The sequence below is a fragment of the Streptomyces ipomoeae 91-03 genome (genome assembly GCF_000317595.1).
In the GTDB taxonomy this organism is placed as follows: domain Bacteria; phylum Actinomycetota; class Actinomycetes; order Streptomycetales; family Streptomycetaceae; genus Streptomyces; species Streptomyces ipomoeae.
Genome location: NZ_AEJC01000275.1, coordinates 1 through 18,778 on the forward strand (window position 1 = coordinate 1; position 18,778 = coordinate 18,778).

Annotated in this window: 13 protein-coding genes; 7 read left to right on the forward strand and 6 right to left on the reverse strand. The window is 70.2% G+C overall.

The window, feature by feature from the left end; genetic code table 11:
- Nucleotides 1-173: 173 nt before the first annotated feature.
- The 5 genes from STRIP9103_RS18175 to STRIP9103_RS18195 form a co-directional block, all read right to left on the reverse strand.
- Nucleotides 174-3,128: a glycoside hydrolase family 2 TIM barrel-domain containing protein gene (locus tag STRIP9103_RS18175; RefSeq protein ID WP_009314256.1), complete on the reverse strand. Its 2,955-nt coding sequence runs from the start codon at nucleotides 3,126-3,128 to the stop codon at nucleotides 174-176.
- The gene (locus STRIP9103_RS18180) at nucleotides 3,128-3,991 is read right to left on the reverse strand and encodes a carbohydrate ABC transporter permease (RefSeq protein WP_009314253.1); all 864 of its coding nucleotides are present in this window, start codon (nucleotides 3,989-3,991) and stop codon (nucleotides 3,128-3,130) included. The genes STRIP9103_RS18175 and STRIP9103_RS18180 overlap by 1 nt, the downstream gene beginning before the upstream one ends.
- A 12-nt stretch (nucleotides 3,992-4,003) precedes the next feature.
- Entirely contained in the window at nucleotides 4,004-4,966 is a 963-nt protein-coding gene (locus STRIP9103_RS18185; RefSeq protein ID WP_009314265.1) for a carbohydrate ABC transporter permease, read from the reverse strand.
- On the reverse strand, nucleotides 4,966-6,252 hold the full coding sequence (locus STRIP9103_RS18190) for an extracellular solute-binding protein (RefSeq protein WP_009314284.1): 1,287 nt from the start codon (nucleotides 6,250-6,252) through the stop codon (nucleotides 4,966-4,968). The genes STRIP9103_RS18185 and STRIP9103_RS18190 overlap by 1 nt, the downstream gene beginning before the upstream one ends.
- Before the next feature lie 101 nt (nucleotides 6,253-6,353).
- On the reverse strand, nucleotides 6,354-7,412 hold the full coding sequence (locus tag STRIP9103_RS18195; RefSeq protein WP_009314271.1) for a carbohydrate kinase family protein: 1,059 nt from the start codon (nucleotides 7,410-7,412) through the stop codon (nucleotides 6,354-6,356).
- 127 nt (nucleotides 7,413-7,539) lie between these two features.
- On the opposite strand from STRIP9103_RS18195, the gene STRIP9103_RS18200 reads away from it, so the two are divergent.
- The 4 genes from STRIP9103_RS18200 to STRIP9103_RS18215 all read left to right on the forward strand — a co-directional run bounded on the left by STRIP9103_RS18200 (nucleotide 7,540) and on the right by STRIP9103_RS18215 (nucleotide 13,942).
- Nucleotides 7,540-8,289 (forward strand): DeoR/GlpR family DNA-binding transcription regulator, encoded by a 750-nt coding sequence (locus STRIP9103_RS18200; RefSeq protein ID WP_048820501.1) that lies wholly within the window; start codon nucleotides 7,540-7,542, stop codon nucleotides 8,287-8,289.
- Nucleotides 8,290-8,422: 133 nt separating this feature from the next.
- On the forward strand, nucleotides 8,423-9,763 hold the full coding sequence (locus STRIP9103_RS18205; RefSeq protein WP_009314283.1) for a 6-phospho-beta-glucosidase: 1,341 nt from the start codon (nucleotides 8,423-8,425) through the stop codon (nucleotides 9,761-9,763).
- Between the two features lie 94 nt (nucleotides 9,764-9,857).
- Nucleotides 9,858-12,905 carry an alpha-mannosidase gene (locus STRIP9103_RS18210; RefSeq protein ID WP_009314255.1) on the forward strand — a complete coding sequence of 1,016 codons (3,048 nt, stop codon included), beginning with the start codon at nucleotides 9,858-9,860 and terminating at the stop codon, nucleotides 12,903-12,905.
- Between the two features lie 158 nt (nucleotides 12,906-13,063).
- On the forward strand, nucleotides 13,064-13,942 hold the full coding sequence (locus STRIP9103_RS18215; RefSeq protein ID WP_009314276.1) for a sulfotransferase family protein: 879 nt from the start codon (nucleotides 13,064-13,066) through the stop codon (nucleotides 13,940-13,942).
- A 734-nt stretch (nucleotides 13,943-14,676) separates the two neighbouring features.
- On the opposite strand, the gene STRIP9103_RS18220 is transcribed toward STRIP9103_RS18215, so the two are convergent.
- On the reverse strand, nucleotides 14,677-15,903 hold the full coding sequence (locus tag STRIP9103_RS18220; RefSeq protein ID WP_009314269.1) for an ATP-grasp domain-containing protein: 1,227 nt from the start codon (nucleotides 15,901-15,903) through the stop codon (nucleotides 14,677-14,679).
- A 303-nt stretch (nucleotides 15,904-16,206) separates the two neighbouring features.
- Between STRIP9103_RS18220 and STRIP9103_RS18225 the strand changes: the two genes are divergently transcribed.
- Genes STRIP9103_RS18225 through STRIP9103_RS18235 form a run of 3 tightly spaced genes read left to right on the forward strand, consistent with a single transcriptional unit; the run spans nucleotide 16,207 to nucleotide 18,763 of the window.
- Nucleotides 16,207-17,115: a metallophosphoesterase family protein gene (locus STRIP9103_RS18225; RefSeq protein WP_009314273.1), complete on the forward strand. Its 909-nt coding sequence runs from the start codon at nucleotides 16,207-16,209 to the stop codon at nucleotides 17,113-17,115.
- Nucleotides 17,063-17,755 (forward strand): 4'-phosphopantetheinyl transferase superfamily protein, encoded by a 693-nt coding sequence (locus STRIP9103_RS18230; protein ID WP_048820502.1) that lies wholly within the window; start codon nucleotides 17,063-17,065, stop codon nucleotides 17,753-17,755. Before STRIP9103_RS18225 ends, STRIP9103_RS18230 begins: the two co-directional genes overlap by 53 nt.
- 27 nt (nucleotides 17,756-17,782) lie before the next feature.
- Complete coding sequence (locus tag STRIP9103_RS18235; RefSeq protein WP_048820503.1) at nucleotides 17,783-18,763, forward strand: polyprenyl synthetase family protein; 981 nt, start codon at nucleotides 17,783-17,785, stop codon at nucleotides 18,761-18,763.
- Nucleotides 18,764-18,778: the final 15 nt, after the last annotated feature.

Here is an 18,778-nt window from a genome sequence, read left to right on the forward strand (position 1 = left end):
GGCCGGCAGGGCGGCGGCAGCCGTGGCCGCGGCGCCCATCAGCGCGGTGGCGCGCAGGAACTGGCGTCTGCCCGCGTCTGCCTGGGCGGCCTCGCCCTGGTCGTGCTCATGCGACGTACACACGTGTGCTCCGTGGGAAGTTCCGGGGGGAAGAAGAACAGCGGGGGGTGGGGTCAGAGGGCGCGCAGGGTCCAGGACCAGCGGTGGACGCCGGGCGGAATCAGATAGGAGGGCGAGGTGTCCGGGCCGCACGACGCCGTGCCGAGCCCTCGGTGTGCCGCGTCGATGTGCACCACACAGCCCGCCCGGGGCACCAGTTCGTCATGGTGGGAGACGGCCGCCAGGTCCTCGGCGCGATAACGGGTGACCGAGACCTGCCGGGGCCGGTCCAGCCGTACGGCCAGCGCGTGGTCGTCCCCGGACAGCGTGAAGTGGCGTACGCCGTGCCGTCCTCCGCTCTCCTGCGGGCGCAGATACGGCGTGAACAGGTCGTCGACGAGCGCCGAGTGATGCCCGACGGGCGCACCGACGGCACGGTCCGGATAGCTCTCCCAGGGGCCCTGGCCGTACCAGGCCAGACGGTCGAAACCGGCGGCGGTCTCGAACACCGTGCCGACGCGGGCCACATCCGTAAGCTCCTCGGGCAGCACCGCCGTCTCCTCGACGAGGATCCGGCCGTCCACCAGCGCCGTGAACGTCTGCTCGTGCTCGACCGGGCCCGCGCCCGTCGCCCAGCGTGCCCGCACCCGCACCGCCGAGCCCTCGCGCTCCACGGAGACCGTCTCGCGCTCAGGCCGCTCCAGGCCCAGCTCACGCCAGCGCTCGGCCATGCCACCGAGGACGTCGTTGTCGGTCGGGGCCCGCCACAGGCTCAGCGTCGGCGGGGCGGTGAGCAGCGGGTGCCGCAGCAGTCCGTCCACGTCCGTCTCCGGCGGCGGGATGTGACCGCGGTCGTCCTCGGCGCTCACCACCGGCTCGCCCTCGTCGGCGTCGTACCAGCGCACCTGCGGGCTGCACACGTCGGTGCCGCGCGGCGCCCAGGGTGCGTCGGCGGCCGTCGTCACCCGCAGCGTCAGCCAGATCTCGCCGGCCCCGCCCGGTACCTCGGGCCGGTCGATCACGGCCGAGCCGCCGGGCGGAACGGCGGGCAGCCGGGCCGGAACCGTCCAGGTCCCGCCGTCGGCCGCCGCGAACTCCCACTCGGCCGCCAGCCACGACAGATCGCGGAAGTGCTGCTTGTTGTGCACCCGCAGCACCCGCCAGGTCCCCTCGCCCTCGACGGACAGCCGCACCGGGGCGGCGATCTCCCGGTGCTCGTACATCACCGGCTTCGGGGTGCGGTCGGGGAGGACGACGCCGTCGGCGATGAACGCGCCGTCGTGGATCGTCTCGCCGAAGTCGCCGCCGTACGCCCAGCGCAGACCGGGTGCGGCGACACCGTTGTCATAGAGCCCGGCACCCCCACGCCCGGCCGGTCGTCCGTCGTTCACACGCTGGAGGATGCCGTGGTCCCAGAACTCCCAGATGAACCCGCCCTGAAGACCCGGGGTTGCCTCGATGGCCGCCCACGTGTCGGCGAGCGTGCCGTTGCTGTTGCCCATGGCGTGCGAGTACTCGCACTGGATCAACGGCCGGGTCTGCTCACCGGAGAGCGCGTGCGCGACACAGTCCTCGATCGGCGCGTACATCGGGCACGCGATGTCGGAGGCGTCGCCCGTGGCCGCCCAGTCCAGCTTCGCGGCGCCCTCGTACTGCACCGGCCGCGTTGGATCGTGCCGCCGCAACCAGCCCGCCGCCGCGTCGTGGTTCGCGCCGTAGTCGGACTCGTTGCCCAGCGACCAGATGATCACCGACGGATGGTTCTTGTCCCGCAGGGCCATACGGGAGACCCGGTCCACGAAGGCACCCAGATAGCGCGGGTCGTCGGCGATTTCGTGGGCGTGGTCGTGCGACTCGATGTTCGCCTCGTCGACGACGTAGAACCCCAGTTCGTCGGCGAGGTCGTACAGGGCCGGGTCGCCCGGGTAGTGGGAGGTGCGGATCGCGTTGAAGCCGAACCGCTTCAGCGTGACCAGGTCCGCGCGCATGTCCTCGTACGACACCGTACGGCCGGTCAGCGGATGGAAATCGTGCCGGTTCACGCCCCGGATGTGGACGCGCTCCCCGTTGATCAGCAGATCCCGGCCGTGGATCTCGACGTCGCGGAAGCCGATGCGGTGGTGCGAGGTGTCGGCGACCGTGCCGTCGGCGCGGTGCAGCCGCACGGTGAGGTCGTACAGCTCGGGCGTCTCGGCGCTCCAGAGCCGCACCTCGGGGACGACCGCCCCCAGCCGGGCCTCGCCGAGGAAGTCGGAGACCCGCTCGTCCTCGATGTTGACCCGGTCGAACTCGGTGTCCTGGGCCAGCGTCAGACCGTCCAGCTCCCCGCTGACGTACCACCCGGCGGGCAGCGCGCCCGTCCCCTCGGTCGAGCGCACCCGGCAGTCCACCCGCAGCTCCCCGTCGCACCGCGCCCGCACGGTCACGTCCGCGAGATGCAGCGGATCGGTGGCGTACAGCAGCAGGGAGCGGGTGATGCCGCCGAGCCACCACTGGTCCTGGTCCTCGATGTGCGAGGCGTCGGACCACTTGACGACCGTGAGCCGTACGGTCGCGGGCGAGCCGGGGCGCACGAGTCCCGTCAGGTCGAACTCGGCGGCGAGGTGGGAGTCCTTGGAGATGCCGGCCGGCTGCCCGTCCACATGGACGAGCAGCACGCTCTCGGCGGCGCCGACCTGGAGCACGATCCGGCGGCCGGCCCAGTCGGCGGGTACGGCGACCTCCCGCTCGTACACACCGGTCGGGTTCGCGGCGGGCGAGCCGGGCGGGAACTCCGGCCATGGCATCCGGACGTTGGTGTACTGCGGCGGGTCCTCCGCCACATGCAGGGCCCACGAACCCGGGAGCTCGGCCCAGGACCAGGCGGGGCCCGGCTCCCGCTCGGGGGACGGCAGCAGCTGGAAGCGCCACCGGCCGTCGAGGGACAGCGCCCGGGCGCGACGGTCGACCGCGTTCATGGGCAACCGCCCCCAGGAGGTCACCTCAGGTGCCTCCCAGGGGCGGAGCGCGATCAGGGGATCGCGACGCATCAGCGAATGGCCCCCTTGCCGAGGTCCGCGATGATCTGCTTGGCGCCGATCGCGAAGACGATCAGCAGCGGGATGAGCGCGAGGAGCGCGCCCGTCATGACCATCCCGTAGTCCGTGGTGCCGTGCACGCCGTTGAGCTGGGACAGCGCCACCTGGAGCGTCACGTTGTCCGGGTTGGTCAGCACGATCAACGGCCACGCGTAGTCGTTCCACTGTCCCATGAACGTGAAGATGCCGAGGAAGGCGAGCCCCGGCCGGACCACCGGGAGCGCCACGTGCCAGTACTGGCGCATGAACCCGGCGCCGTCCAGCTTCGACGCGTCCAGCAGCTCGTCGTGGATGGCGCCCTTCATGTACTGGCGCATCCAGAAGATGCCGAACGCGTTGGCCGCCGCCGGCACGATCAGCGCGGTCATCGAACCGACCCAGCCGATCCTCGCCATGATCACGAACTGCGGGATCGCCGCGAGCTGCGCCGGCACCATGAAGATCATCATCATCAGCGCGAACAGCAGCCGCCGTCCGGGGAACTGGAACTTGGCGAAGACGAACGCGGCCAGCGAGTCGAAGAACAGCACGAGGACCGTCACCGACACGGCGACGAGCAGCGAGTTCAGCATCGACCCGAAGAAGTCGATGTTGTCGAAGAGGCTGCGCGCGTTCTGCAGGAAGTGCGAGCCCGGCAGCAGCTTCGGCGGGTACGAGAAGATCTCCGACGACGTGTGCGTCGACATGATGATCGCCCAGTAGAAGGGGAACGCCGACAGCAGCACACCGAAGATCAGGGACGCGTGCAGGGCGATGCCTCTGCCGCGGGTGCCCTTGATGGCCTTGGGGCGCCCCGCGCCCTGGATGGATGCCATGGTGGCGGCCTCCTATTCTTCGTCCCGGCGCTGCACCAGGCGCCAGTTGATGATCGAGAAGAGGACGACGACGAGGAAGATGCCCCACGCCACGGCGGCGCCGTATCCGAAGTCGTTGTTGTCGAAGGTCTGCTGGAAGAAGTAGAGGACCATCGTGCGGCCGGCGTGGTCGGGACCGCCCGAGAACGTCGACTCGTTCGCCGTGGTCTGCAGCAGGATCTGCGGCTCGGAGAAACTCTGCAGGCCCGTGACCGTGGAGACCACGAGCACGAACAGCAGCACCGGCCGCATCAGCGGAAGCGTGATCCGGAAGAACGTCTGGAGCGGCCCGGCGCCGTCCATCCGCGCCGCCTCGTACAGATCGCTCGGAATCGTCTGGAGCCCGGCGAGGAAGATGATCGCGTTGTAGCCGGTCCACTGCCAGGTCATCAGGGTGGCGATGGAGACCTTGATGCCCCACGGGGTGTTCAGCCAGGCCACCTGGTCGAGACCGACCGCCTGCAGCAGGGCGTTCACCAGCCCGAAGTTGGTGGAGAACACCGACCCGAAGATGATCGCCACGGCGACCACCGACGTCACGTTCGGCAGGAAGTACGCGAACCGGTAGACGTTCTTGAAGCGCACCGCCGAGTTGAGCATCACGGCCGTGACCAGTGCCAGGAAGATCATCGGGAAGGTGGCCAGCGCCCAGATGACGATCGTGTTCCCGACCGAGCTCCAGAAGTCGCTGTCGCTCAGCAGGTACTGGTACTGCGAGAGCCCCGCCCACTCCATCGAGCCGAGGCCGTCCCACCGGTGGAAGGAGACGTAGAGCGAGAAGCCGACGGGTATCAGGCCGAAGGCGAGGAAGAGCAGATAGAACGGGGAGATCGCGGCGTACAGCCGCCAGTGGCTGAGGATGCCCTTCTTGGGGGCCTGGACCGGGGCTTCGACCACGGTGACCGGGGGCTTCTCCAGTGCGGGGACGGCGGCCATCAGTAGGTCACCCCCAGGTGCTTCGCGATACGGCGACACTTGCTCATGGCGTCACTCCAGGCCTTCCTCGGGTCCTTGCCGAGGACGCCGACGTTCTTGATCTCGTCCTGGATCGGCTGGCCGAGCGCCACGTCGTACGGGCTGTTGAACGAGACCGGGATCTTCTCGGCGGCCGGCCCGAAGACGTCCATCGTGATCTGGTCACCGAAGAACGGGTCCGGCTCGCGCAGCTTCTTCATCTGGTACGAGGCGGGGGTGGACGGGAAGAGCCCGGCGTCCACGAAGCCCTGGGCCTGGTTGTCCGCGTCGAGGATCCAGGTGATGATCTCGAACGCCTGCTCGGGCTCCCGGCAGGCCTTGGTGATCGCCAGGAACGAGCCGCCGTTGTTGGCCGCCCCGCCCGGCATCGCGGCGACCCGCCACCTGCCCTTGGTCTTCGGCAGTCCCAGCTTGAGGTCGCCCGCCGCCCACGAGGCGCCCAGCTGCGTGGGCAACAGGCCCTTCTCGGTGGCCGCGTTGAAGTCCGGGGTGCCGTTGACGACGGTGGAGACGAGCCCGCGCCGCTTCGCCTCGACGGCCCGGTCCCAGGCGGTGCGGATGTGCTCCTCGTCGCCGATGAAGTTCCGGTCCTCGTCGACGAACCGCTTGGTGCTCTGCCCGACGGAGTTCTCGAACACCGCGCCCACGTCGACGAGCAGGAACGCGCCCGGGACCCGTTTCCTCAGCTGCTCACCGGCGGCGAAGAACTTCTCCCACGTGTCCATCTCGCGCGACACGTCGTCGGGCTCGTGCGCCAGTCCCGCCTTCTCGTACACCGCGGCCTGGTAGTAGTGCACCACCGGACCGCAGTCGATGGGGAATCCCACCATCGAGCCGTCCTCGGCGATGCCCTGCCGCCACTTCCAGTCCAGATACCGGCTCTTGAGCTTCTCCGCGCCGAGCGTACGCAGATCCACGAACTGGTCCGCGTTCGGCAGGTACGAGGCCATGTCCTCGCCCTTGAGACCGGCGATGTCGGGGACATGGGAGCGCCCCGTCATCGTGGTGATCAGCTTGGAGCGGTAGTAGCCGCCGATCTGGATGGGCTTGAGGTCGACGGCGCTGCCGTAGCGGGCCGTGGCCTTCTTCACGACGGTCTCGCTCAGCCCGCCGCTCCAGTACCACAGGACCATGTTCCGGCCGGAGGAGCCGTACGGAACGGCGCAGCCGGATGCCAGGCCGCCGAGCGCCGTGGCGGCCGTACCGGCCAGGCCCGCGCGCAGCAGGCCTCTTCGTGAGAGCCGCAACGCTCCCACCGCCTTTCGGATCTTTTCGACGTACGCGTGCGTACGAGTCTTTTCGACGTTCGAGGGGGCTCGTGGGGGGACCAACCAGGGGGTGCGGGGGATCAGCGGGGGGTGGGGCCCGGGGGAGTGACCGGGGCGTACCGCACCGGTGGGCCCGGGTCGCTCGGCAGCCGCTCGGCGAGGAAGCCGTAGGCGCGCTTGACGTCGGGGTCGGTGAGCGTACGCCACCACTGGTCGACGCCGTACCAGCCCGGTGCGGCCAGGGCCCCGCCGTGGTGGCCGACGGAGAGCCCGGCGGCCAGCACGGCGAAGCGCAGCCGCTCCACCAGGGGCCAGCCGCCGAGGGACGCGGCGACGAAGCTCGCGCCGAAGACGTCACCGGCGCCCGTCGCGTCCAGCACATCGACGTCGAGGGCCGGGACCTCGGCGTACTCACCGGTCGTCTGGTCCACCGCGACCGCGCCCTCGCCGCCGCGGGTGACCACGGCCACCGGCACCAGCTCGCTCAGCGTGCCGAGCGCGGCGACCGCGCTGTCGGTACGGGTGTACGCCATCGCCTCGGTCTCGTTGGGGAGGAAGGCATGGCACAGGGCGAGCTGGTCGAGCAGGTCGCGGGACCACTGCTGGGTGGGGTCCCAGCCGACGTCCGCGTAGATGCGCGTGCCGTTCGCGGCGGCCTTGGCGAGCCATTCGCGGGGCTCGGCCTCGATGTGCACGAGCGCCGTGCGCGCCTCGGGCGGGGTGAGCATCAGCGCGTCCTGCGAGTACGGCGGCTCCTGGCCGTGGGTGACCAGGGCGCGGTCGTGGACGGGGGTCCCCCCGCTCGAGCGAGGCCGGGAGTGGGGGAGGGCGAGGGAGACGGTGACGGGGGTGTGCCAGCCGTCCGCGGTGCGCGAGAGGGAGAGGTCCACGCCCTCCTGACCGGCGAGGACGCCACGGCAGTACGAGCCGTAGTAGTCGTCGCCGAAGACCGTGGCCAGGGAGGTCTTCAGACCGAAGCGGGCGGCGGCGACCGCCAGGTTGGCGATGCCGCCCGGACCGCAGCCCATGCCGTCGGTCCAGATCTCCTCGCCGGGTGTCGGCGGCCTTCCCAGCCCCGTGAGCACGAGGTCGTAGAAGAGCAGCCCGGTCAGCAGCACATCGGGCCGGTCGTCGTCCACGCGTGCACCTCTCGTCAGAACTCTTCAAATTCGATGCGGGGAATCGTGCGCTGATCCGAGAGATTGGTCAATACCCGAGCAGAAGTGAGCATGGAAATGATTGGGAATGACGAGTACTGTTCAGCGCGTGCTGGCAGAGAGACGACATCAACTCATCCTGCGGGCCCTGCGAGCAGGCGGCCCCGCTGCCGTGACCGATCTGTCCGAACAGCTCGGTGTGAGCCCGGCCACCATCCGGCGTGACCTCGTCAAGCTGGAGGAGGAGGGCCTGCTCACGCGCGTGCACGGCGGCGCGGTCGTGGAGGAAGGCGACCAGCCCTTCGCCGAGGTAGCCGAGGTGCGGGTGGCAGAGAAGGACGCGATAGCGGCGAAGGCCGCCTCGATGGTCCGCAACGGCCAGTCCGTACTGCTCGACATCGGGACCACCGCCTATCGCCTCGCCCGGCAGCTGCACGGCCGCCGGCTCACCGTGATCACCAGCAACCTGGTGGTCTACGAGGAGCTGGCGGACGACGAGGGCATCGAACTGGTGCTGCTCGGCGGCATGGTCCGCCGTGAGTACCGTTCCCTCGTCGGCTTCCTCACCGAGGACAACCTCCGGCAGCTGCACGCCGACTGGCTGTTCCTCGGCACGAGCGGGGTGCGGCCGGGCGGTCAGGTGATGGACACCACCGTCGTCGAGGTCCCGGTCAAGCGGGCGATGATCAAGGCGAGCGACAAGGTCGTCCTGCTCGCCGACTCCGCGAAGTTCCCCGGCACGGGGATGGCGCGGGTCTGCGGTCCCGGGGAACTCGACGTGGTGGTGACCAACGATCCCGTGGACCGGGCGACCTGCTCGTCGTTGGAGGAGGCGGGGGTGGAGGTCGTGAAGGCGTGACCCGCGTACCCGGGCATGAACCGCGCCGGCGGCGGCATGATCCCCAACGACGGCCCGACCCGCGTCCGTGACGGATGGGCTGATACGTGTCGGGAAAGCCGGCACAGGCACAATCGGCAAAGGTGGTAGTTGAGTGAAGCTGACGATTCTGGGCGGCGGAGGATTCCGGGTGCCCCTCGTGTACGGGGCGCTCCTCGGGGACCGTGCCGAGGGCAGAGTCACCCATGTCGTCCTGCACGACCTGGACGCCGAGCGGCTCTCCGCCGTCACCCGCGTCCTCGCCGAGCAGGCGGCGGACGTGCCCGACGCCCCCGAGGTGACCGCCACCACCGACCTCGACGAGGCACTCACCGGCGCCGACTTCATCTTCTCCGCGATCCGCGTCGGAGGCCTGGAGGGCCGGGCCGACGACGAACGCGTCGCCCTCGCCGAAGGCGTCCTCGGCCAGGAGACCGTCGGCGCGGGCGGCATCGCCTACGGCCTGCGCACCGTCCCCGTGGCCATCGACATCGCCCGGCGCGTGGCCCGGCTCGCCCCCGACGCCTGGGTCATCAACTTCACCAACCCGGCCGGACTGGTCACCGAGGCCATGTCCCGCCACCTCGGCGACCGCGTCATCGGCATCTGCGACTCACCCGTCGGCCTCGGCCGCCGTATCGCCCGTGTCCTCGGCGTCACCGACCCCGGCGAGGCGTGGATCGACTACGTCGGCCTCAACCACCTCGGCTGGGTCCGTGGTCTGCGCGTCGCCGGCCGCGACGAACTCCCGCGCCTGCTCGCCGACCGCGACCTCCTCGGCTCCTTCGAGGAGGGCAAGCTCTTCGGCGTGGACTGGCTCCAGTCCCTGGGCGCCATCCCCAACGAGTATCTGCACTACTACTACTTCAACCGCGAGGCCGTACGCGCCTACCAGGAGGCCGACAAGACCCGCGGCGCCTTCCTGAAGGACCAGCAGGACCGGTTCTACGAGGAGATGCGGCGCCCCGACGCCCATGCCCTGAAGGCCTGGGACCGCACCCGCGCGGAGCGCGAGGCCACCTACATGTCGGAGAACCGGGAGACCGCGGGCGCCGGCGCGCGCGACGCCGACGACCTCTCCGGCGGCTACGAGAAGGTCGCCCTCGCCCTGATGCGGGCCATCGCCCGCGACGAGCGCACCACCCTCATCCTCAACGTCCGCAACAAGGGCACGCTCTCCGTCCTCGACACCGAGGCCGTCATCGAGGTCCCCTGTCTGGTCGACGCCAACGGCGCCCACCCCGTCGCCGTCGACCCGCTGCCGGACCACGCCACCGGCCTGGTCTGCGCGGTGAAGGCCGTCGAACGCGAGGTACTGGCCACCGCGGAGTCGGGCTCCCGCGCGACGGCGGTGAAGGCGTTCGCCCTGCACCCGCTGGTGGACTCGGTGAACGTGGCCCGTCGCCTGGTGGAGGGTTACACGGCCGTGCACCCGGGCCTCGGCTACCTGAGATAGCGCCCCTCGCACATCCGAAGCAGCCCCCGGGGCTGCCCTGGGCAGCCTCCCCATGCTTGTCCGAAGCCGCACCCCACCGAGGAGACCCACGGCCATGCACGACGAACGCCGCCGCATCGAGGAACGCGTCGAGCGCGTCCACACCCAGCGCATCAAGCCCGCGATCTACGCGGCCTCCGTGCCCTTCACCGTCGAGGCCTGGCAGGCGCCGGGGGAGCCCGTCCCCTTCGAGGAGGCCGCCGCCGCCTCGTACACGCCCTTCGCGATGGACACCCCCTGGGGCCCGCCCTGGGGCACCACCTGGTTCCGCATGCACGGCCAGGTGCCCTCCGAGTGGGCCGGCCGCCGGGTGGAGGCGGTCATCGACCTCGGCTTCGTCGGCGACTGGCCCGGCAACCAGGCCGAGGCCCTCGTCCACCTCACCGACGGCACTCCGCTCAAGGCGGTCAACCCGCTCAACCAGTACGTGCCGATCGGCAACCCCGTGCGCGGCGGCGAGACCGTCGACTACCTGGTCGAGGCGGCCTCCAACCCCGACATCCTCGCCGACAACTTCTCGAAGATCACGCCGATGGGCGACGTCCTGACGGCCGGCGACAAGCCGCTGTACGTGTTCCGGCGCGCCGACATCGCGGTGCTCGACGAGGAGGTCTGGCACCTCGACCTGGACCTCCAGGTGCTGCGCGAGCTGATGGTCCACCTCGGCGAGCACGAGCCCCGCCGCCATGAGATCCTGCACGCCCTGGACCGGGCCATGGACGCCGTCGACCTCGACGACGTCTCCGGCAGCGCCACGGCCGTCCGCGAGATCCTCGCCCCCGTCCTGGCCAAGCCCGCCCACGCCAGCGCCCACACCATCTCCGGCGTCGGCCACGCCCACATCGACTCCGCGTGGCTGTGGCCCATCCGCGAGACCAAGCGCAAGACGTCCCGGACGTTCTCGAACGTGACCTCGCTGGCCGACGAGTACGAGGACTTCATCTTCGCCTGCTCCCAGGCCGTGCAGTACGAGTGGGTGCGCGACAACTACCCCCAGGTGTGGGAGCGCATCAAGAAGGCCGTCGACAAGGGCCAATGGGTACCGGTCGGCGGCATGTGGGTGGAGTCCGACGGCAACCTGCCCGGCGGTGAGGCCATCGCCCGCCAACTCGTCCACGGCAAGCGGTTCTTCATCGAGCACTTCGGCATCGAGACCAAGGGCGTCTGGCTGCCGGACTCCTTCGGCTACAACGCCTCCTACCCGCAGCTCGCCAAGCTCGCCGGCAACGAGTGGTTCCTCACCCAGAAGATCTCCTGGAACCAGACCAACAGGTTCCCCCACCACACCTTCTGGTGGGAGGGCATCGACGGCACCCGCATCTTCACCCACTTCCCGCCGGTCGACACCTACAACGCCCGCTTCAGCGGCGAGGAGATGGACCGCGCCGTCCGCAACTACCAGGAGAAGGGCGCCGGCACCCGCTCCCTGGCCCCCTTCGGCTGGGGCGACGGCGGTGGCGGCCCCACCCGCGAGATCATGGAACGGGCCCGGCGCCTCGCCGACCTGGAGGGCTCACCGAAGGTCGTCGTGGAACACCCCGACGAGTTCTTCGCCAAGGCCCGCGCCGAGTACGAGGACGCCCCCGTCTGGAACGGCGAGCTGTATCTGGAGCTCCACCGCGCCACCTACACCTCCCAGGCCCGCACCAAGCAGGGCAACAGGCGCTCCGAGCACAGGCTCCGCGAGGCCGAGCTGTGGGCGACCACGGCCGCGCTGCACGCGCCGGACTACTCGTATCCGCACGAGAAGCTGGACCGCCTCTGGAAGACGGTCCTCCTCCACCAGTTCCACGACATCCTGCCGGGGTCGTCGATCGCCTGGGTGCACCGCGAGGCGGAGGCGGAGTACGCGAGGGTGGCGAAGGAACTGGAGGAGTTGACGGCGGAGGCGGTCGCGGCTCTCGGCGCGGGTGACGCCCGCGTCTTCAACACGAGCCCGCGCGATCGTGCCGAGGTGGTCCGTACGCCGGCGGGCGCACTGACATACGTACAGGTGCCCGCGAACGGCAGCGCGCCCCTCACCGCCATCGAGCCCCCGCACCCCGTCACCGTCTCCGGCCGTGTCCTCGACAACGGCCTGGTCCGGGTCGAGGTCGCCGAGGACGGCACACTCGCCTCCGTACGCGACCTGAAGGCGGACCGCGAAGTCCTCGGCGACAAGGGCAACCTGCTCCGTCTGCACACCGACCTCCCCAACTACTGGGACGCCTGGGACGTCGACAAGCACTACAGGAACCGCTACACGGACCTGCTGGACGCGGACTCCGTCACGGTGGTGGAGGAGGACCCCCTCCGCGGTGCGATCCGCGTCGAGCGGAGCTTCGGCAAGGGCTCCCGGATCACTCAGACGATCACCCTGCGCGCCGGCAGCCCCCGGATCGACTTCGAGACGGACATCGACTGGCACGAGGCCGAGAAGTTCCTCAAGGCCGGCTTCCCGATCGACATCCGCGCGCCGCACTCCTCCGCCGAGATCCAGTTCGGCCACATCCAGCGCCCCACCCACACCAACACCAGCTGGGAGGCGGCCCGCTTCGAGGTCTCCGGCCACCGCTGGATGCACGTGGGCGAGCCCGGCTACGGCGTGGCGGTCATCAACGACTCCACCTACGGCCACGACGTCACCCGCACGGTCCGCGAGGACGGAGGGACGACCACCACGGTCCGCCTCAGCCTGGTCCGCGCCCCACGCATCCCGGACCCCGAGGCCGACCAGGGCAAGCACCGCCTCACGTACTCCCTCCTCCCGGGCGCGACCATCGACGACGCGATCGCCGAGGGCTACGCGCTCAACCTGCCGCTGCGCATCGCGGACGCGGCGGGCGCGCCGGAGCCGGTGGTGTCCGTGGACGGCGAGGGCGTGACGGTGGAGGCGGTCAAACTGGCCGACGACGCCTCGGGCGATGTCGTCGTACGCCTCTACGAGTCGCGCGGCGGCCGTGCGCGGGGCGTGCTCCGCACCGGATTCCCGCTCGCCGGGGCCCAGATCACCGACCTGCTTGAACGCCCGCTGTCGGAGGCGGCCACGGACGGGAACGGCGTGCCCCTGACACTGCGCCCGTTCGAGGTGAAGACGCTGCGACTGGCGGTGGGCGAACGGTGACGCCCGTTCCCATCAAGAATTAAGAAAGGCATAAAACAGCAGGTCGCGGCGGGTGCGTTATCCGCCGCGACCCCTGTTCGTCGCTTCTCCGACACCTGTGGTTCGCTTGCCGACCGTGTGATACGGGACAACGCGAGTGAGAGTTGTGAGGTGTCATCGTGCGAGACCCGCGAATGTCAGCGATCGGCAAGGGGCTGAGGCGCCGCGGCAGACTGATCGTCGAGGCGGTGAGCCCGCCGAGGAAGCCCCTGAACGCTGTGCCGGCGCCCCGCACCGAGGTGGTCGAGGAGCCGAAGTACGTGGCCCCCCGCGCGCCCCGGCTGGTGGAGTCGCCGGTGTTCGTGCTCTCCTCGGTGCGCTCCGGTTCGACGCTGCTGCGGGTCATCCTCAACAGCCACAGCCAGATCCGCGCCCCGCACGAGATGCATCTGCGCACGGTCCATGTCCATCTCTCCCGCGACTTCACCGCGCCCGCCATGCAGGCGCTCGAACTCGACAAGTCGGAGCTGGAGCACGTCCTCTGGGACCGGATCCTCCACCTCGAACTCAGCCGCAGCGGCAAGCGGATCATCGTCGACAAGACCCCGCCGAACACCCTCATCTGGCCGCGCCTGCAACGATGTTGGCCGGACGCCCGCTACATCCTGCTGCTCCGCCACCCCGGCGCGGTCGTCCAGTCCCTGACCAGCCGCCGCAGCGACCCCGACCACGAGGCGATCCGCGCCGAGGTCCTCTCCTACAGCGAGAAGCTCGAAGAGGCCCGCCAGAACCTCCCGGTCCACGTCATCACCTACGAGGACCTCACCGCCGAGCCGGAGAAGGTCACCCAGGGCATCTGCGACCATCTCGACATCCCCTGGGAATCCGCCATGCTCGACTACGGGACCAAGGACCACGGCACCTTCCGCCCCCAACTCGGCGACTGGTCCAGCACCATCAAGTCCGGCCGTATCCAACAGGCCCGTCAGGCCGACCCCGCCGCCGAACTCCCGGACCGCCTGAAGGAGCTGGCGAGGGCGTGGGGCTATTCGGCGTAACGCCGCAGGGCCTATCGGCGTGAGGTGGAGCGGGGTGCTCGGCTCGGCCACGGGGGTTTGGCCAGGCACCTCTGCTCTCCGCCCTCGGCCTTCGCCCTCTGCCCTCCGCCTTCGCCCTCGGCTCTCGGCCCTCTGCTCTCGGCCCTCGGCCGGAGCTTCGGTGAATCCGGCAGCGCGGCGTCCACCAGCGTCTGCAGCAGGCTCTCCGCCGCCTCGTCCATGGCGAGTACGGCGGCGGCGCGGGCCGGACCGATGGTGTGGCCGTCGCCCGTGGCGAGCAGCCGGAACGTACGCGACGCACCGCGCCTGCGCCGGCGTCAACCGCCGGTGGCCCGCTTCGAAGACGGCGTCGACAGCCGGATCCCCCACGCGCGGCTCGGCCACAAGACGCCACTCGTCGGCGAGCCGGGAGGCCGGCGCCTCCAAGGTTCACCCGGTCGGCCGCGATCCGTATGGCCGACCGGCGGTGCCCCGCGCGGCCGAGGGCGGCGCCCCACAGACCCGCACTAGCCGCATGGCACCGACACGGTCCCGGGAGCGCCGGGCGGCCGAAGGCACTTCCGGGAGAGCGGGGCGTGACCGAGGGCCGTGTCGAGGAGCGCGACCGGCCGAACCGGGGAGCGGCCTCCAGGCCCGCGCGCCGGCCCGCCGCGAGGGTCCTCGAACGAGGACGGGTCTCCAGCGCCCCGGCGCCGAGGCCAACCCGGACGGGGCCCGGCCTGGGCGGCTCCCGCTCAGACGGCCAGCGGCCGATCGGCGGCCGGCTTGCAGACAGCGGGAGCCGACGCGCGCGTGGGAGCGTCCGGGGGCGTCACCGCGAGGGATCGCGCCTCCACGGGTTCCACCGCGCTCAGGGGGACATCCAGCACCACCGGCACGCCCACGCCTCCCGGCACCCCGACGACCCCGGGAACGTCCATCTCCTGATGAGGCAACATAACCGGCCGTACCACGCGCGGCCCCGACACCACCGTGTAGTCCGGCCCGAGCCGAGCCGGCGTCAAGTCACCGGTCTCCTCGCCCAGCGCCAGCTGCACGGCGGCCCACGGGGCGTTGATCCCGCAGAGGGCCAGCTGATGCAGTCCCCCCGCCGGGCGGGTGTTGACGTCCATGAGGACCGGAACGTCGCCGTACATGCGGAACTGAATGTTCGTCAGATAATGCAGGCCGAAGGACTCGGCGATACGCAGGGCGGGTTCGATCCACGCGGGGTGGAGGGTGAAACCGCGTCGACGGCCGTTCTTGGTGCGGCCGACCGCCATCCGGACACGCCCGTCGGGACCGGTGAGGCAGTCGACGGACACCTCCGGCTGTTCGAGGCGCGGCATCACCAGCCAGTCGACCGGCTCGTCGGCGGCCCGCAGTGCCCCGACGACCATGTCGAGCGACACATAAGGGCTCGGAAACCCGTTGAGGTGAACGAGTGAGAAGGGGGCGCGTGTCACGACGCGGAAGCCCACACCGCCCGCCCCGGCCGCCGGCTTGAAGCACGCCTTGTGCCCGGCGCCCTCCAGCTTCTCGACGGCCGCGATCAGCTCATCGGCGCCGGTCACCCGGAACCACGGCGGCACCGGCACCCCGTGCGCCTGCACGGCCTCGTACGCGGTGACCTTGTCCTCGAAGACCTCAATGGCCTCGGCGGGCGGCGCCAGCAGCACCGTACCGACGGCCGCGAACTCCTCACGGTGCGCGGCGATGGCGGCCTGGTGCAGCCGGGGCACGAACACATCGATGCCCCGCTTGACGCACTGGTCGAGCGCGTACTCCACGTACGCGGCGGGGGAGAGCCCCTCGGGCTCCAGATCGGCCGTGTCGGCGGCGGCCAGTACGGGGGAGTCGGCGTCACCGTGCGTGGCATGGATGTCCACTGGTCGAGCCTGTGGATTACTCCGCAGCTGATCCATGAAGAAGACATTCTCCGCGTACGTGCGGTTGAGCCAGACGCGTACGCGAGAGACCATGCAGGCCGCCTTTCTACGGTTCGCGGGCAGGGCGGAGCAGGCCGTGCCCGGCCAGGGGAGATGGAGGTACGCCGAACCGCCGTACGCGAAAGGGGAGGGCGTGGCGGTGGTGTTGGAGGGATCATAAGGCCACCGGGGCCCATGTTTCTGTCACGTGGAGGTTAATCCTTTCGTGGTGGGGCGTACGGGGTGCATGGTCAGGGGGCGCACCGGGCGTGGTGAAGCCCTCGGCAGGTCACTCTTGTCCGCTGGTGCGCACGTGTGTTCTCGTGTGTGCATTGAGTGTTGTGGAGGGGAGCGCGGGTGGAGTCGACGGTCGGCCGTCACGGGAATCTGCTGGCCATCAGTGATCTGCACATCGGATATCCCGAGAACCGCGCCCTGGTCGAGAGGATGCGCCCCGAGACGGACGCCGACTGGCTGCTCGTCGCCGGTGACGTCGCGGAGACGGTGGCCGACATCCGCTGGGCGCTGGAAACCCTCGCCGGCCGCTTCGCCAAGGTCGTCTGGGTGCCGGGCAACCACGAGCTGTGGACCCATCCGAGGGAGACGGTGCCGCTGCGCGGCGTCCCCCGCTACGAGTACCTCGTCGAGGTCTGCCGCGAACTGGGCGTCGTCACCCCGGAGGACCCCTACCCCGTGTGGGAGGGTCCGGGCGGCCCGGTGGTCGTGGCGCCGCTGTTCCTGTTGTACGACTACTCGTTCCTGCCCAAGGGCTGCACCAGGAAGGAACAGGGGCTGGAGTACGCGTACGGCACGGGCGTGGTGTGCACCGACGAGCACGTGCTGTACCCCGACCCGTACCCGAGCCGCGACGCCTGGTGCCGTGCCCGGGTCGCCGAGACCGAACGCAGGCTCGCCGAACTCCCGGCCGATCTGCCCACGGTGCTGGTCAACCACTACCCCCTCGACCGGCACCCGACGGACGTCCTGCGCTACCCCGAGTTCGCCATGTGGTGCGGCACGGAACTGACCGCCGACTGGCACCGGCGTTTCCGTGTCGAGGTCATGGTCTACGGCCATTTGCACATCCCGCGGACCACCTGGCTGGACGGGGTCCGATTCGAAGAGGTGTCCGTGGGTTACCCCCGCGAGTGGCGTCCGCGCCCGGAACCGCCGGGAAGGCTGCGCCGCATTCTGCCGATGGAGGTCGGAGCCGGTGATCGAGGAGCTTCTCCCGGAGTCGGTCGTGGCCGTGGAGGCGCACGCTGAGGACATGGCCGTGGCAGCCGAGGGGATCGAGCTGTTCCCCGAGGAGGAGACGGTCGTGGCGCGCGCGGTGCTGAAGCGGCGCCGTGAGTTCACCGTCGTACGCGGTTGTGCCCGGCGGGCGATGGAGAAGCTCGGGGTCGCGGCGCGGCCGATCCTGCCCGGCGAGCGCGGCGCCCCCGGCTGGCCGGAGGGGCTGACCGGCAGCATGACCCACTGCGAGGGGTATGCCGCCGCCGCGCTGGTCCGCTCCGGCGACCTCGCCTCCCTCGGTATCGACGCCGAACCGCACAACGTCCTGCCCGAAGGGGTCCTCGAAGCCATCGCCCTGCCCGCGGAGGAAGCCCGGCTGCGCCGGCTGACCGCCGACCATCCGACGGTCCACTGGGACCGGCTGTTGTTCAGCGCCAAGGAATCGGTCTACAAGGCGTGGTTCCCGCTCACCGGCCGGTGGCTGGACTTCTCGGAGGCCGACATCGAGGTGACCGCCGAACCCGGCGGTCAGCGGGGTGCTCTGCGTGCCGAACTCCTCGTTCCCGGACCGGTGGTGAAGGGCCGCCCCCTCACGGCCTTCGACGGACGCTGGATCGTCCGCCGGGGGCTCGTGGTGACGGCGGTATCGGTTCCCTTCCCCACGGAATGACTCCCCATCGAATGACGAGGATGCCAGATGAATTCCTTGTCCTACTTGGACCTGCACAGACAGGTCTCGGCGGACATCGACGCGGAAATACAGGCCGCACTGGAGAAACTCGGTCCGGCATCCGGAGCGGTGCGGGATTCGATATCCGGACTGCTGGGCCATCAGCAGATGAAATACCCCCTGTCCGTACTCCCCCTTCTCGTGCACGGCGCCGAGACGGGCACACCCGGGCCGGCGATTCCGCTGGCGGCCGTGCATGTCCTGTGGTGGACGTCCGCCTGCTATCTCGACGACCTGGCCGACGGTCACGGCACGCGCGTTCCCGAGGGGCTCGACCCGGACGAGGCGCTGCTGGCGGCCGTCCTCAGCGGACAGGCCCTGCCCATCCGGATCGTGCGGGCCCAGCCGCTCCCGGACACGGTCCGATCCGCCCTGACCGGCGAGATCGTCAACTGCTGGGTCGCCGCCGTGGAAGGCCAGCTGAGGGATTTGCGCAGCGATCCGCGGCAGGCCTCACGGGACGCCGTCCTCATGGCTTATCGGGGGAAATCCGGCGCCCCTTTCGGAATGATCACGGCGATGGCGGCGATCCTGTCCGGAGCCGGTCACGAACGGACCGAACTGTGGCGGGAGCTCGGTGAGACCTTCGGCATTCTCTGGCAGCTCTTCAATGACCAGGAGGACATTCTCTCGGGCCGCAACGAGGATCTGCTGAACGGCACGGTGACCTATCTCCTCGCCTGTGCCCTGGAGGAATCCGCGCCCGGGTCCAGAGCGCGCTTCGTGGAACTCGTCGCCGCCGCCCGCGGCTCCGCCGAGGCCCGAACGGAACTCGGCGCACTGCTCCTCGCCCCGGCCGTCCTGAGACGCTACGAGAAGGACCTCGACGCCTTCCGTGACGAAGCCCATCGCATCCTCGACGAACTGGGCGGCGACGAGATCTACTTGCCGGCCCTGCGACAACTCGTCGACCAGTCGGCCGGGTTGTATCTCACCCGAGGTCACTGACCGCGCGGGCCGACG

Bases quoted from the DNA above. Each gene is read 5' to 3' on its own strand.
- STRIP9103_RS18175 (WP_009314256.1), bottom strand. From the start codon at position 3,128: ATGCGTCGCGATCCCCTGATCGCGCTCCGCCCCTGGGAGGCACCTGAG.
- STRIP9103_RS18180 (WP_009314253.1), bottom strand. From the start codon at position 3,991: ATGGCATCCATCCAGGGCGCGGGGCGCCCCAAGGCCATCAAGGGCACC.
- STRIP9103_RS18185 (WP_009314265.1), bottom strand. From the start codon at position 4,966: ATGGCCGCCGTCCCCGCACTGGAGAAGCCCCCGGTCACCGTGGTCGAA.
- STRIP9103_RS18210 (WP_009314255.1), top strand. From the start codon at position 9,858: ATGCACGACGAACGCCGCCGCATCGAGGAACGCGTCGAGCGCGTCCAC.
- STRIP9103_RS18220 (WP_009314269.1), bottom strand. From the start codon at position 15,903: ATGGTCTCTCGCGTACGCGTCTGGCTCAACCGCACGTACGCGGAGAAT.
- STRIP9103_RS18235 (WP_048820503.1), top strand. From the start codon at position 17,783: ATGAATTCCTTGTCCTACTTGGACCTGCACAGACAGGTCTCGGCGGAC.